The sequence below is a fragment of the Streptomyces sp. NPDC102462 genome, assembly GCF_044765425.1.
Taxonomy (GTDB): domain Bacteria; phylum Actinomycetota; class Actinomycetes; order Streptomycetales; family Streptomycetaceae; genus Streptomyces.
On the sequence record NZ_JBIWKB010000035.1, the window covers coordinates 80,918 to 94,608 of the forward strand.

The following is a 13,691-nucleotide window of genomic DNA, read 5'->3' on the forward strand; positions in this document are numbered from 1 at the left end:
CGGGGCGTTGCCGGGTGCGGGTGCGTTGGGGCTTGTCGCGCCCGCGCGGCGGAGCCGCATATGTACACAGCCCCGCGCCCCTTTCGGGGCGGGCTAACGTGGGGGTGTGATGGATGTGTGGCGGGCTGGGGAGCGGTATGTGGGTGGGGATGGGCGGGCCGGGATTGAGACGTGGCATGCCTTCTCGTTCGGGGCGCATTACGATCCCGGCAATCTGCGCTTCGGTGCGCTCATCGCTTGTAATGAGGAGCGGTTGGCGGTCGGGGCCGGGTTTGATGAGCACCCGCACAGCCATACCGAGATCGTCACCTGGGTCGTGGAGGGCGAGCTGACCCACCGTGACTCGACGGGCCGCGAGACGGTGCTGGGCCCGGGTGACGTCCAGCGCCTCAGCTCCGCCGCCGGTGTCCGCCATGTCGAGCGCAACGACGGCCCGGTGCCGCTGACCTTCGTCCAGATGTGGCTGGCCCCGCGGACCCCCGGCGGCATCCCCGGCTACGAGATCGTCCGGGGCATCGCCGACTCCACCCCGTACGCCGTCCCCGAGGCCGGCGCGATGCTCCACGTACGGCGGCTGCGGCCAGGGGAGCGCACGGCGCTGCCGGACGCCGCGTACCTCTACCTGCACATGGTGCGCGGAGCGCTGCGGTTCGCGGCGCAGCGCCTGGAACCGGGCGACTCGGCCCGCATCACGGACGCACAGGGCCTGGAGGCGGTGGCGGAGACGGGGGCGGAGCTGCTGCTGTGGGAGATGGCCGCGTAGGGCGCGGGAAGCGCCCGGCGGGCCTCAGCCGCGCAGTTCCGAGAGCACCGCGTCCGTGAACACCGGCCACGCCTCGATCGCCCAGGGACCGAAGGCGCGGTCGGTCAGTGCGACGCCCGCCGCCCGCGCGTCCGGGTCGATCCACAGGAACGTACCGGACTGCCCGAAGTGCCCGAAAGTACGCGGAGAGGACGAACCGCCCGTCCAGTGCGGCGACTTGGCGTCGCGGATCTCGAAACCCAGCCCCCAGTCGTTCGGGTTCTGGTGCCCGTAACCCGGCAGGACGCCCTTGGTCCCCGGGTACTGCACGGTCATCGCCTGGGCGACCGTCCGCGGATCCAGCAGCCGGGGCGCCTGCACCTCGGCCGCGAACCGCAGCAGGTCCGCCACCGTCGACACCCCGTCCTTCGCGGGCGAGCCCTCCAGCGACGTGTCCGTCATGCCCAGCGGCTCCAGCACCGCCTGCCGCAGATACTCGGCGAACGGGATGTCGGCCGCCTTGGCGATGTGGTCGCCGAGCTGCTCGAAGCCGGCGTTGGAGTACAGCCGGCGCTCCCCGGGCGGTGCGGTCACCCGGTGCTCGTCGAAGGCCAGCCCGGAGGTGTGGGCGAGCAGATGACGGACCGTCGCGCCGGGCGGCCCCGCCGGTTCGTCCAGCTCGATCGCCCCCTCCTCGTACGCGACGAGCGCCGCGTACGCCGTGAGCGGCTTGGTGACCGAGGCCAGCGGGAAGCGCAGGCCGGCCGGCCCGTGGGTCCCCAGCACCGTACCGTCGGCCCGTACGACACCCGCCGCGGCGGTCGCCACGGGCCACTCCCCGACCAACGCAAGACTCTGCAACGCCATACGGCCGAGCTTAGGTGCTCAGAGTCTCAGCTCCAGCAAAGGGTCCGGCTTGGGCCGGAAGCCGAGGGAGTCGTACAGGGGGCGGGCCTCGGCGGAGGCGGTGAGCTGGACCTGGGCGGCGCCGCGGGAGCGGAACCACTCCAGCAGTTCGCCCATGCACGCGCGCGCGTACCCGCGGCGGCGGGCGCCGGGGTCGGTGGCGACGCTGAACACGAAGCCGACCGTGCCCTGCGGGTTGCGTGTCCGGCCGATCCGGTATTCGATCGTGCCGGCCACCAGCGCGGCCAGCGCCCCCGGCCGCTCGGGGTGGTCCACGACGAACGCGGCGAAGTCGCCGTCCGGCTCGGCGAGCCGGCCGCGCAGGGTCGGCAGGGACTCCCCGTGCCAGGCCGTGGACGGGTCGGACCCGAACATTGAGTCGATCATGACCTGCCGCAGCCGCAGAACTTCCTGTGCATCCTCGGGAGTTGCCCGCCGAACAAGACTCATACGGCCCACGCTACGCTCCGCTGGAATTGCCGCGACATGCCGTCGGCCGTCCGCGGCACGGTCGTGGCTGATCGCGCAGTTCCCCGCGCCCCTTCGGGGCGCAACAAACCACGCCAGGTGCGCCCCGCTAGGGGCGCGGGGAACTGCGCGAGAAACCACAACGCACCCGCACTGGAAGGACGGCGGGTGTCGCCCCGATAGGGGCGCGGGGAACTGCGCGACAAGCCACAACGCACCCGCACTCGAATAACGACCCAAGTCCCCCAAAACGGCCATATTGCACCCGCATCCGAAGAACGCCAAGGCAAGCAACACCACCCCTCCCCGCCAAGCCGGCGGAGCCACTTGCTTGGAGTGCGCTCAAAGGTCATAGCGTGGGACCCATGACGGTGATGCAGACCACGCCCGCGGCCACCGAGCAAGCCCAGACCCCCGCCGACCTCTGCTCCGCCCCACCCCGCCGGCACCCGCGCCCCGACGGCCAGGACCAGTACACGATCAGCGAGGTCGTCGCCTTCACCGGCCTGACCGCCCACACCCTGCGCTGGTACGAACGCATCGGCCTGATGTCCCACATCGACCGTTCGCACACCGGCCAGCGCCGCTACACCAACCGCGACCTGGACTGGCTCGACCTGGTCACCAAGCTGCGGCTGACCGGCATGCCGGTGGCGGACATGGTCCGGTACGCGGAGCTGGTGCGTGAGGGCGACCACACCTTCCTGGAGCGGCACGAACTGCTGGAGTCCACCCGCCGGGACGTGCTGACCCGGATCGCGGAACTCCAGGACACCCTCGCCGTACTGGACCGGAAGATCAGCTTCTACGCGGACGCCGGGCGCGACTTCGAGCGGGAGCGGGCCGGCCGCTGACCGCGGCAGCTACAGCTCCGCCAGCAGTTCGGCCTTCTTCACGGCGAACTCCTCGTCCGTGACCAGCCCCGCCCGGTGCAGTTCCCCGAGGTGCCGGATCCGCTCGGCGATGTCGGCGGGGTCGCGGCGCCGCGGTGTCGCGGGCACCGCGGCCGCGGTCCCGCGCGCCCGCACCGCGGCCAGCACGGCCGCGGCGAACGGCAGCGATTCGTGGACGGGTCCGTAGCCGAGGCCGAAGACGACCGTCGCCGGGTCCTGGTCGGGCTGGGCGGTCCGGCCGGCGGCGGGGGAGCGGTGCAGCAGCCGCAGATGGCCCTCGAACACCTCGGGGGAGCGCCATTCGACGCCGCCCAGGTCGGCGACCTGGAAGCGCTGGTCGCCGGCCTTCCACTTGGCGGTGGAGGCGCCCGTCCAGGACCAGCGGAAGTGCACCGAGGTCCCGTCGAAGGACGCCTTCCCGTCGTACGCCTTGAAGTGCCGGGGCGCCTCGGGCGCGGCCACCAGGTGGCGCTCGGCCGGGCCGGACTCGGTGAGCTGTGCGCGCAGTTCGTCGGCGTAGTACTCGGCGAGGGTGGCCCGTTCGGCGGGCAGCACCAGCCGGTAGGGGTCGCTGTGCTCCTTGAGCTGCCCGTCCGCCGCCTCCATCAGCGGATCGGCGCCGGGCCGTGGTTCCGCGCGCAGCACGACCGTGCCGCGCCGTCCGGGGGAGAGCGTCACCCCTTCGAGCGCGGTCAGCGGGACACGTCGTTCCCCGAGCGCCTGGAACAACTTGGGCGTTCGAATCCCCCGTTCGTAACGGATGAGCACGGAGTCGGACTCGAACTCCCAGGCGGCATGAAATCCGGCCAGCACGTCACCCATGCGGCTCATCGTATGCGGCACAAGCTCCTCCGTCCCTCCCCGAGCAGACCGCACTTCCTGCAAGTTCTACGCGCGTTCGACCGTCGAGCCGTCGGTCAGACCCGTCCGGCACCCCTCGTCGTCGCGGGCGCACGTCACCGAGTGGTACGCGCCCACTCCGACGTCGGCCAGGTTGCGCAGGCTGTCGGTGCCCGGCTCGAAATAGCCGCTGTGTCCCTGGGCGTCCCGCGCCGACAGCACCCGCGCGCCGAACGCGCCGGAGACCGGGTCCGCGCCGTGTCCGAGGCCCCCGACCTCCAGGTAGGGCACGTCCTGGATCCAGTCGGTGGGGTCCCGCATCGCCCACACCCGGGCGTCCGTGCCGAGGTGCGCGGCCTTGCCGACCCGCATGCCGGGGCTCGCGGCCACCGCCAGGTCGGTCACCCGGCGCGGCATGCCGTGCGCGGCCACCCCGCAGACCACGGAGCCGTAGCTGTGGCAGAACAGCGACAGGGGCGCGGCGCCGGGCAGCGCCCGCAGCAGTGCGTTCAGCCGGACGGCGCCGTCCTCGGCGCGCATCGCGGTGGCCGCGTCGACGCCGAGGCCGCTGGGCGAGGTGTAGTCGGCCCAGGCGATCACGGCCGTACGGGTCGTGGGGCTCTGGGTGCGTTCCGCCGCGTACAGCGCCTTGGCCATGCCGACCGGCGCGGAGTACGGGCTGTAGGTCTTCTGGAAGGTGAGCAGGTCGGTGTCGACGCCGGGGACGACGACCGAGATCCGCTGCGCCTTGCGGAGACTGCCGAACACCTCGGCGATCCGGCCCGAGCCCGCCGGGTCGAAGGCCAGGATGTGCCGGCCCTTGGTCAGCAGTGCCTCGAAGCGGTGCATACGACGGCCCGCCTGCTGCTGGCCGGCGGGCGTGAGCCTGTTGTCGTGCATGCGTTTCTTCTCGGCCTTGCGCGCCTGGTCCAGGGCGATGCGGTTGGCGCGGTAGCGCAGTTCGACCGGGGCGCCGTTCATGTTGCCGACCGCGAGCGGGTACCGGTGCGCCAGCCGGACGCGTTCCTGCGCGCTGAGCGAGGCGAAGAACCGGGTGAGCACGGCGGGGGCCGCGTGCGGGTCGGGCAGCCGGTGGCCGTGCACGCTGCCGTGCTCCCACGCCGTGAGCGAGGCCGACAGGGCGCTCGCCTCCCGGTGGCTGCGCAGGGCGGTCCAGCCGGTGGTCGCGAGCATCACGAACACGACGGCCAGGGCGAGCAGTGCGCGCCAGACGTTGAGTTGCGGGGAGGTGTCGAAGGAAGTCACTGGGAGGACACACTAGGAGAACGAGAGGGTCTCGCGTTAACCGAGTGACGGGTATCACGTTTCGACGGACGCGGCGGGTTCAGTCCGCTCGCCAGCTCCCGATCAGCTCGGGTCCCACCAGGTCCAGATACGACCTGGTCAGGTCGCGTATCGCCGCGACGCTGACATCGTCGCCCGCCGACCATGCGCGCCCGGTGACCCTTATCACCGCGCCGAACACGGCCACCAGGAGGCGCGGGCGCGGGTCTGTCTCGACGTCCACCCCCTCGCGCTCGGCGAGCAGCCGCGCCAGCGCGTCCTCCGTCTCCACGGCGCGGCGCAGATGGGCGGCGAGCAGCACGGGCGTCGACTCGATCACCCGGAACATGCGCAGATACGTCTCGACCGGAACGACGGAGGCGATGGCCTCGTTCACGGTCTCCCAGCCCTCCAGCACGGCCTGGCGCAGCGCCTCCAGCGGGGGCTCGCACGGCGGGCGTTCGCGCACCGCGCGGAGGAAGTGGGCCTCGGCGATCTCCTCGATGGCGAAGGCCGCTTCCTCCTTTCCGGGGAAGTACCGGAAGAATGTGCGCTGCGACACCTCGACGGCGTCGGCGATCTCGTCGACCGTCGTCTGTTCGTACCCCTGGGTGGTGAACAGGTCGAGCGCGGCGTGCAGCAGGGCGTCCCGGGTGCGGCGCTTCTTGCGTTCGCGCAGCGTCTCCACGGGGCTCCTCCACCTCTTGGGCGAACCGTTCTCCCAGTTCAGGCTATATGTGAGTGACATGACAGTTACCGACTTGTGAATTGGTTTGTCAATTGTCAGCCGCTGTCATTAGCCTCGAAGGTATGACTAGTCAGACCACCATCGACGCGGCGGGGTCGGGGGACAAGGCGGACCGGGTTCCGTCGGACCCGTCGGTCCAGGCCCCGGCCGCGGGCCTGCGCGGCCATCCGTGGCTCACGCTCATCACCGTTGCCGTAGGGGTCATGATGGTGGCCCTGGACGGCACCATCGTGGCCATCGCCAACCCGGCGATCCAGAAGGACCTCGGCGCGACCTTCGCACAGGTCCAGTGGATCACCAACGGGTACTTCCTCGCACTCGCGGTCTCCCTGATCACCGCGGGCAAGCTCGGTGACCGCTTCGGTCACCGGCAGACCTTCCTGATCGGCGTCGTCGGCTTCGCCGCCGCGTCGGGTGCCATCGGCCTGTCCGACAGCATCGGGCTCGTCGTCACCTTCCGTGTCTTCCAGGGCCTGTTCGGCGCGCTGCTGATGCCGGCCGCGCTGGGCCTGCTGCGGGCCACCTTCCCGGCCGAGAAGCTCAACATGGCGATCGGCATCTGGGGCATGGTCATCGGTGCCTCCACCGCGGGCGGCCCCATCCTCGGCGGTGTCCTGGTCGAGCACGTCAACTGGCAGTCGGTGTTCTTCATCAACGTGCCGGTCGGCGTCCTCGCCCTCGTCCTCGGTGTGCTGATCCTCAGGGACCACCGCGCCGAGAACGCGCCGCGCTCCTTCGACATCCCCGGCATCGTCCTGCTGTCCGGCGCGATGTTCTGCCTCGTCTGGGCGCTCATCAAGGCGCCCGGGTGGGGCTGGGGCGACGGCAAGACATGGGCGTTCATCGCCGGGTCGGTGCTGCTCTTCGGGCTCTTCTCCTTCTGGGAGACGAGGGTGAAGGAGCCGCTGATCCCGCTCGGTCTGTTCCGCTCCATCCCGCTGTCGGCGGGTGTGGTGCTGATGGTCCTCATGGCCATCGCCTTCATGGGCGGCCTGTTCTTCGTCACGTTCTACCTGCAGAACGTGCACGGCATGAGCCCGATCGACGCCGGTCTGCACCTGCTCCCGCTCACCGGCATGATGATCGTCGGCTCACCGCTCGCCGGCGCCATGATCACCAAGCTCGGCCCGCGGATCCCGCTCGCGGGCGGTATGGCCGCCACCGCGATCGCCATGTACGGCATGTCCACGCTGGACACCAACACCGGCAGCGGCGCGATGTCGATCTGGTTCGCCCTGCTGGGCCTCGGCCTCGCGCCCGTCATGGTCGGCGCCACCGAGGTCATCGTCGGCAACGCCCCGATGGAGCTGTCCGGCGTGGCCGGCGGTCTCCAGCAGGCCGCGATGCAGATCGGCGGCAGCCTCGGTACGGCGGTGCTGGGTGCCGTGATGGCGTCCAAGGTCGACAGCGCCCTGCCGGGCAACTGGACGGACGCGGGGCTGCCGAAGCTCTCGTCCGAACAGCTCGCCCAGGCGTCCGAGGCGGTGCAGGTGGGGGTGGCGCCGGTGCCCGAGGGCACGCCCGCGGCCATCGCCGGGAAGATCACCGCCGTCGCGCACGACACGTTCATCTCCGGCATGAGCCTGGCCTGTTTCGTGGCCGCGGGCGTGGCGATCGTCGCCGTCCTGGTCGCGCTCCTGACCAAGCGCGGCGAAAACGCGGAGGCGGGCGCGGGAGTCGGCCACATCTGACCTCCGGCGGTCCAGCAGCCAACGGGGCGCGCCCCGTCAGGGGCGCGGGGAACGGCGCGATCAACCACAATGCTCCCGCACCCGAAAGACGGCAGTTCTTTCTCGTGCGGGAGCGTCGTGGCTGGTCGCGCAGTTCCCCGCGCCCCTATCGGGGCGCCTCCCGCGCACCCGAACGACGGCGGGTGCGCGCCCGAAGGGGCGCGGGGAACGGCGCGAGAAACCACAACGCACCCGCACCGGAACGACGGCAGATGCCGCCCCTTAGGGGCGCGGGGAACGGCGCGAGAAACCACGACGCTCCCGCACGGAACGACGGCGGGTGCCGCCCCTTAGGGGCGCGGGGAACGGCGCGAGAAACCACGACGCACCCGCACCCAAATGACGGCCGAGGCCCCCCGCAGGGACCCGCGGAGCCTACAACCGGTACCGGTCGACGGCCTGCTTCAGTACCGACCGGTCGACCTTCCCCTCCCGCGCCAACTCGGCCAGCACCCCCACCACGATCGACTCCGCGTCGATGTGGAAGAAGCGCCGCGCCGCCTCCCGGGTGTCGGCGAAGCCGAACCCGTCCGCGCCCAGCGACTGATACGTCCCCGGCACCCACCGCGCGATCTGATCCGGCACCGACCGCATCCAGTCGGACACGGCCACGAACGGCCCCTCCGCCCCGCCGAGCTTCCGCGTGACGTACGGCGTGCGGTGCTCCTCCTCGGGATGGAGCAGGTTGTACTCCTCGCACGCCACGGCCTCCCGCCGCAGTTCGTTCCAGGAGGTCGCCGACCAGACGTCCGCGCGGACGTGCCACTCCTCGCCGAGGATCCGCTGCGCCTCCAGCGCCCAGGGCACCGCGACCCCGGACGCCATGATCTGCGCCGGGATCGAGCCCGCGCTGCCCACGCCGATCCGGTGGATGCCCTTCAGGATGCCTTCGACGTCCACGTCCGCCGGTTCGGCCGGGTGCTGGATGGGCTCGTTGTAGACGGTGAGGTAGTAGAAGACGTCCTCGCCGTGCGGGTGCTCGGCGTCACCGCCGTACATGCGGCGCAGCCCGTCCTGCACGATGTGCGCGATCTCGTACCCGTAGGCGGGGTCGTAGGCCACGCACGCCGGGTTGGTGGAGGCGAGCAGCTGGGACTGGCCGTCCGCGTGCTGCAACCCCTCTCCGGTCAGGGTGGTGCGCCCTGCGGTCGCGCCCAGCACGAAACCGCGCGCCAGTTGGTCGGCCATCTGCCAGAACTGGTCGCCGGTGCGCTGGAAACCGAACATCGAGTAGAAGACGTAGACGGGGATCAGCGGCTCGCCGTGGGTCGCGTACGCGGAGCCCGCCGCGATCAGGGAGGCCGTGCAGCCCGCCTCGGAGATGCCGTCGTGCAGCATCTGGCCGGTCGGCGACTCCTTGTAGGCGAGCAGGAGGTCCCGGTCGACCGACTCGTACTGCTGGCCGAGCGGGTTGTAGATCTTCGCACTCGGGAAGAAGGAGTCCATGCCGAACGTGCGGTACTCGTCCGGTGCGATCAGCACGAACCGCCGGCCGATCTCCTTGTCCCGCATGAGGTCCTTCAGCAGCCGCACGAACGCCATGGTGGTGGCGACGGACTGCTGACCGGTGCCCTTCTTCACGGTCGCGTACGTCGCGTCGCCCGGCAGTGCGAGCGGCTTCGAGCGCACGACCCGGGTCGGCACATAACCGCCGAGCCCCTTGCGCCGGTCGTGCATGTACTGCATCTCCTCGGTGTCCCGGCCGGGGTGGTAGTACGGCGGCGGGCCGGACTCCAGCTCACGGTCGGAGATCGGCAGGTGCAGCCGGTCACGGAAGTGCTTGAGGTCGTCGACCGTCAGCTTCTTCATCTGGTGCGTGGCGTTGCGGCCCTCGAAGTTGGGGCCCAGCGTCCAGCCCTTGATCGTCTTGGCCAGGATCACCGTCGGCTGGCCCTTGTGCGCCTTGGCCGCGGAGAACGCCGCGAAGATCTTCCGGTGGTCGTGACCGCCGCGGCCCAGGTGCAGGATCTGGTCGTCGGTCATGTGCTCGACCATGGCGCGCAGCCGGTGGTCGTCGCCGAAGAAGTGCCGGCGGATGTAGGCGCCGGACTCGGTGGCGTACGTCTGGAACTGGCCGTCCGGGGTGATGTTCATCTTGTTGACCAGCAGGCCGTCGCGGTCCTGGGCGAGCAGCGGGTCCCAGGTGCGGTCCCAGACCAGCTTGATCACGTTCCAGCCGGCGCCACGGAAGACGGACTCCAGCTCCTGGATGATCTTGCCGTTGCCGCGTACCGGGCCGTCCAGCCGCTGGAGGTTGCAGTTGACGACGAAGGTGAGGTTGTCCAGGCCCTCACGCGCGGCGATGGTCAGCTGTCCCAGCGACTCCGGCTCGTCCATCTCGCCGTCGCCGAGGAACGCCCACACGTGCGACGCGGAGGTGTCGGCGATGCCGCGCGCCTCCATGTAGCGGTTCATCCGGGCCTGGAAGATCGCGGCGAGCGGGCCGAGACCCATGGAGACCGTCGGGAACTCCCAGAAGTCCGGCATGGAGCGGGGGTGCGGATAGCTGGACAGCCCGTTGGGGTACTTCGACTTCTCCTGGCGGAAGCCGTCGAGCTGCGCCTCGGTGAGCCGGTCGAGCAGGTACGCGCGCGCGTAGATGCCGGGGGAGGCGTGGCCCTGGAAGAAGACCTGGTCGCCGCCCCTGCCGTCGTCCTTGCCGCGGAAGAAGTGGTTGAAGCCCACGTCGTACAGCGAGGCGGAGGAGGCGAAGGTGGCGATGTGGCCGCCGACGCCGATGCCGGGGCGCTGCGCGCGGGAGACCATCACGGCCGCGTTCCAGCGGGTCGCGTTGAGGATCTTGCGTTCGATCTCCTCGTTGCCCGGGAAGAACGGCTCGTCCTTGGTCGCGATGGTGTTGACGTAGTCCGTGCTGCGCATCTCGGGCACGGCCACCCGCTTCTCGCGGGCCCGTTCGATCAGGCGGAGCATCAGATAGCGCGCCCGCTCCCGGCCGCGCTCGTCGACGGCGGCGTCGAGGGAGTCGAGCCACTCCTGGGTTTCCTCGGGATCGAAGTCAGGAACCTGACTCGGAAGGCCGCCAATGATGATCGGGTTGCGATCGGGTCCGGAAGCCACGCTGTTCCTTACCTGTCGGAGGGCTGCTGTGTCTGGCTTTACCTGTCAGATGGGCTGCTTTTCTGCTGATCCAGTTGTTCCCAGTTCTCCGCGGTTGGCCACCTCGTATTCCGGGCGGTCCAGTCGAAACGCAACGATACGCCTCAGGGTGTACGGTGCGTGGCAAAGCTGTTCGATGGCCGTATAGGCGGATGATTCCGAACGGGGCAAACCGGGCACAACGGTGTGGTGTGCGGTCGAGTGCCGCGCGATACGGTGCCAGGAGTTGCGTCGACACGGCCGGGATCGTCACCGTTTCGGCGGTCTGAACGGCCGGGTACTTGCGCGATCCGCCCCGCCCGTGTGGACTACGGCCAATGCTTCGCGCACGCGCGTGGCTGAGTCATTCACCGAAACATGATCAGGAGGCAACCCGTGAGCGCGACCGCGGACCACGCGGAGGAGCGGACGAGCCCTGCCGCAAGGCTGGGGTTCCAGCCCGAGCAGGTGGTCCAGGAGATCGGCTACGACGACGACGTCGACCAGGAGCTCCGCGAGTCCATCGAGGAAGTCATCGGCAGCGACCTGGTGGACGAGGAGTACGACGACGTGGCCGACGCCGTGGTGCTGTGGTTCCGCGACGACGACGGCGACCTGACGGATGTGCTGGTGGACGCCACCACCTACATCGAGGAGGGTGGCGCGATCCTGCTTTTCACGCCGAAGACCGGCCGTTCGGGGTACGTGGAGCCGAGTGACATCTCCGAAGCCGCGACGACGGCCGGGCTGTCGGCGTCGAAGAGCGTCAGCGTGGGCAAGGACTGGAGCGGCTCGCGTCTGGTGACGCCGAAGGCCGCCAAGTCCAGGAAGTAGGCCGCCTCATCCCGTACGCGGGACGGGCCGGGCCCGCTCCGGCCCGTCCGCCGTACCCCGGTGACCGCTGCGTAGGGTGGTGCCACCCGAACAGCCCCACCGAAGGGACACAGGACGATGGCGATCCAGGTCGGCGACAAGGCGCCCGACTTCGAACTGAAGGACAACCACGGCCGCACCGTGCGGCTCTCGGACTTCCGCGGCGAGAAGAACGTGGTGCTCCTCTTCTACCCCTTCGCCTTCACCGGAGTGTGCACCGGCGAGCTGTGCGAACTGCGCGACAACCTGCCCACGTTCGTCAACGACGACACGCAGCTGCTCGCCGTCTCCAACGACTCCATCCACACCCTGCGCGTCTTCGCCGAGCAGGAGGGCCTGGAGTACCCGCTGCTCAGCGACTTCTGGCCGCACGGCGAGACCTCGCGCGCGTACGGCGTCTTCGCCGAGGACAAGGGCTGCGCCCTGCGCGGCACCTTCATCATCGACAAGGAGGGCGTCGTGCGCTGGACCGTCGTCAACGCCCTGCCGGACGCCCGTGACCTGGACGCGTACGTACGGGCGCTCGGCGCCCTGTGACGCGGCACCCCGCCACCGACACCTTCGATTCTTCGGTTCCAGGGCCTGCGGGGGGCGGGAACCCGTCACTAGGATCGACTCGTTGATCCGGTATCCGACGCACGACGGGGCTCCCCGCCCCCGGACACACATGGAGGACTCGTGGGAGTCAGCCTCAGCAAGGGCGGCAACGTATCACTGACCAAGGAGGCCCCGGGCCTGACCGCTGTCCTCGTCGGTCTGGGCTGGGACGTCCGCACCACCACCGGCACCGACTTCGACCTCGACGCCAGCGCGCTGCTGCTGAACGGGTCGGGCAAGGTCGGCAGCGACCAGAACTTCGTCTTCTTCAACAACCTCAAGAGCCCGGACGGCTCGGTGGAGCACACCGGCGACAACATCACCGGTGAGGGCGAGGGCGACGACGAGGTCATCAAGGTCAACCTCGCGTCGGTCCCGGCCGACGTCGACAAGATCGTCTTCCCGGTGTCGATCTACGACGCCGAGAACCGCCAGCAGTCCTTCGGCCAGGTGCGCAACGCGTTCATCCGCGTCGTCAACCAGGCCAACCAGCAGGAGATCGCCCGTTACGACCTCAGCGAGGACGCCTCCACCGAGACCGCCATGGTCTTCGGCGAGCTGTACCGGCACGGTGCGGAGTGGAAGTTCCGCGCCATCGGCCAGGGCTACGCCTCGGGCCTGCGCGGCATCGCGCAGGACTTCGGCGTCAACGTCTGAGAAGTGACCCGTCCCGTCCGGCGCCGCCGCCCCGCCCGGGGCCGGCGCCGGACGCGCAGGACTACCGAACGGCTCCACCCAGGGGAGGACCAGCAACATGGGCGTCACACTCGCCAAGGGAGGCAACGTCTCCCTCTCCAAGGCCGCACCGAACCTCACCAACGTCTTGATCGGACTCGGCTGGGACGCGCGCTCCACCACCGGCGCCGACTTCGACCTGGACGCCAGCGCCCTGCTGTGCCAGGGCGGCCGGGTCCTCGGCGACGAGTGGTTCGTCTTCTACAACCAGCTGAAGAGCCCGGACGGCTCGGTGGAGCACACCGGTGACAACCTCACCGGTGAGGGCGAGGGCGACGACGAGAGCATCCTGGTCGACCTGCCGAAGGTCCCGGCCCACTGCGACAAGATCGTCTTCCCGGTCTCGATCCATATGGCGGACGAGCGCGGCCAGACCTTCGGCCAGGTCTCCAACGCCTTCATCCGCGTCGTCAACCAGGCCGACGGCCAGGAACTCGCCCGGTACGACCTCAGCGAGGACGCCTCCACCGAGACCGCCATGATCTTCGGCGAGCTGTACCGCTACCAGGGCGAGTGGAAGTTCCGTGCAGTGGGGCAGGGGTACGCGTCGGGACTTCGGGGCATCGCTCTAGACTTCGGAGTCAACGTTTCGTAAAGCCGAGTACGGCGCGGGGGAGACCCCTCCCCCAGACTGCGTCTGGGTGGGGACCCCCAACACACGATGGGGTAGCCAGTGCTTCTCAAAACCTTCGGCTGGTCGTTCGCGGTCACCGCGCTCGGCCTGGTCGCTGCGGTCTTCTACGGGGGGTGGACCGCATTCGGCATCGTGGCGATCCTGT

At 70.0% G+C, this 13,691-nt stretch carries 13 protein-coding genes; 7 read left to right on the top strand and 6 right to left on the bottom strand.

Features of this window, described 5'->3' with window-relative positions; translation table 11 throughout:
- Positions 1–109 precede the first annotated feature (109 nt).
- Positions 110–763 carry a pirin family protein gene (locus tag ACIRFL_RS27345; protein WP_404033526.1) on the top strand — a complete coding sequence of 218 codons (654 nt, stop codon included), beginning with the start codon at positions 110–112 and terminating at the stop codon, positions 761–763.
- 24 nt (positions 764–787) lie between these two features.
- Here the strand turns inward: ACIRFL_RS27345 and ACIRFL_RS27350 are convergent, their stop codons facing one another.
- Complete coding sequence (locus tag ACIRFL_RS27350) at positions 788–1,609, bottom strand: serine hydrolase domain-containing protein (protein WP_404033503.1); 822 nt, start codon at positions 1,607–1,609, stop codon at positions 788–790.
- A gap of 18 nt (positions 1,610–1,627) precedes the next feature.
- Complete coding sequence (locus ACIRFL_RS27355) at positions 1,628–2,098, bottom strand: GNAT family N-acetyltransferase (protein WP_404033505.1); 471 nt, start codon at positions 2,096–2,098, stop codon at positions 1,628–1,630.
- Positions 2,099–2,481: 383 nt separating this feature from the next.
- Here ACIRFL_RS27355 and ACIRFL_RS27360 point away from each other — a divergent pair, with 383 nt between their 5' ends.
- A complete protein-coding gene (locus ACIRFL_RS27360; protein WP_404033507.1) occupies positions 2,482–2,970 on the top strand; it encodes a MerR family transcriptional regulator in 489 nt (162 codons plus the stop codon).
- Positions 2,971–2,979: 9 nt separating this feature from the next.
- On the opposite strand, the gene ACIRFL_RS27365 is transcribed toward ACIRFL_RS27360, so the two are convergent.
- The 3 genes from ACIRFL_RS27365 to ACIRFL_RS27375 form a co-directional block, all read right to left on the bottom strand.
- The gene (locus tag ACIRFL_RS27365) at positions 2,980–3,831 is read right to left on the bottom strand and encodes a DUF4429 domain-containing protein (protein WP_404033509.1); all 852 of its coding nucleotides are present in this window, start codon (positions 3,829–3,831) and stop codon (positions 2,980–2,982) included.
- Between the two features lie 66 nt (positions 3,832–3,897).
- A complete protein-coding gene (locus tag ACIRFL_RS27370; protein ID WP_404033511.1) occupies positions 3,898–5,115 on the bottom strand; it encodes an alpha/beta hydrolase in 1,218 nt (405 codons plus the stop codon).
- Between the two features lie 79 nt (positions 5,116–5,194).
- Positions 5,195–5,881: a TetR family transcriptional regulator gene (locus ACIRFL_RS27375; RefSeq protein WP_404033513.1), complete on the bottom strand. Its 687-nt coding sequence runs from the start codon at positions 5,879–5,881 to the stop codon at positions 5,195–5,197.
- Between the two features lie 62 nt (positions 5,882–5,943).
- Between ACIRFL_RS27375 and ACIRFL_RS27380 the strand changes: the two genes are divergently transcribed.
- Complete coding sequence (locus tag ACIRFL_RS27380; protein WP_404033515.1) at positions 5,944–7,572, top strand: MFS transporter; 1,629 nt, start codon at positions 5,944–5,946, stop codon at positions 7,570–7,572.
- A 414-nt stretch (positions 7,573–7,986) separates the two neighbouring features.
- Here the strand turns inward: ACIRFL_RS27380 and aceE are convergent, their stop codons facing one another.
- A complete protein-coding gene (gene aceE / locus ACIRFL_RS27385) occupies positions 7,987–10,689 on the bottom strand; it encodes a pyruvate dehydrogenase (acetyl-transferring), homodimeric type (RefSeq protein WP_404033517.1) in 2,703 nt (900 codons plus the stop codon).
- 414 nt (positions 10,690–11,103) lie between these two features.
- Here aceE and ACIRFL_RS27390 point away from each other — a divergent pair, with 414 nt between their 5' ends.
- The 4 genes from ACIRFL_RS27390 (at position 11,104) to ACIRFL_RS27405 (ending at position 13,507) form a co-directional block, all read left to right on the top strand.
- On the top strand, positions 11,104–11,541 hold the full coding sequence (locus tag ACIRFL_RS27390; protein WP_351728882.1) for a DUF3052 domain-containing protein: 438 nt from the start codon (positions 11,104–11,106) through the stop codon (positions 11,539–11,541).
- A 117-nt stretch (positions 11,542–11,658) separates the two neighbouring features.
- On the top strand, positions 11,659–12,117 hold the full coding sequence (locus ACIRFL_RS27395) for a peroxiredoxin (protein ID WP_404033519.1): 459 nt from the start codon (positions 11,659–11,661) through the stop codon (positions 12,115–12,117).
- A gap of 141 nt (positions 12,118–12,258) precedes the next feature.
- Positions 12,259–12,834 carry a TerD family protein gene (locus ACIRFL_RS27400; RefSeq protein WP_388717970.1) on the top strand — a complete coding sequence of 192 codons (576 nt, stop codon included), beginning with the start codon at positions 12,259–12,261 and terminating at the stop codon, positions 12,832–12,834.
- A gap of 97 nt (positions 12,835–12,931) precedes the next feature.
- Entirely contained in the window at positions 12,932–13,507 is a 576-nt protein-coding gene (locus ACIRFL_RS27405; protein ID WP_404033522.1) for a TerD family protein, read from the top strand.
- The last annotated feature ends 184 nt before the right edge of the window (positions 13,508–13,691 follow it).

Bases quoted from the DNA above. Each gene is read 5' to 3' on its own strand.
- ACIRFL_RS27345 (WP_404033526.1), top strand. From the start codon at position 110: ATGGATGTGTGGCGGGCTGGGGAGCGGTATGTGGGTGGGGATGGGCGG.
- ACIRFL_RS27350 (WP_404033503.1), bottom strand. From the start codon at position 1,609: ATGGCGTTGCAGAGTCTTGCGTTGGTCGGGGAGTGGCCCGTGGCGACC.
- ACIRFL_RS27355 (WP_404033505.1), bottom strand. From the start codon at position 2,098: ATGAGTCTTGTTCGGCGGGCAACTCCCGAGGATGCACAGGAAGTTCTG.
- ACIRFL_RS27360 (WP_404033507.1), top strand. From the start codon at position 2,482: ATGACGGTGATGCAGACCACGCCCGCGGCCACCGAGCAAGCCCAGACC.
- ACIRFL_RS27365 (WP_404033509.1), bottom strand. From the start codon at position 3,831: ATGGGTGACGTGCTGGCCGGATTTCATGCCGCCTGGGAGTTCGAGTCC.
- ACIRFL_RS27375 (WP_404033513.1), bottom strand. From the start codon at position 5,881: ATGTCACTCACATATAGCCTGAACTGGGAGAACGGTTCGCCCAAGAGG.
- ACIRFL_RS27380 (WP_404033515.1), top strand. From the start codon at position 5,944: ATGACTAGTCAGACCACCATCGACGCGGCGGGGTCGGGGGACAAGGCG.
- ACIRFL_RS27395 (WP_404033519.1), top strand. From the start codon at position 11,659: ATGGCGATCCAGGTCGGCGACAAGGCGCCCGACTTCGAACTGAAGGAC.
- ACIRFL_RS27405 (WP_404033522.1), top strand. From the start codon at position 12,932: ATGGGCGTCACACTCGCCAAGGGAGGCAACGTCTCCCTCTCCAAGGCC.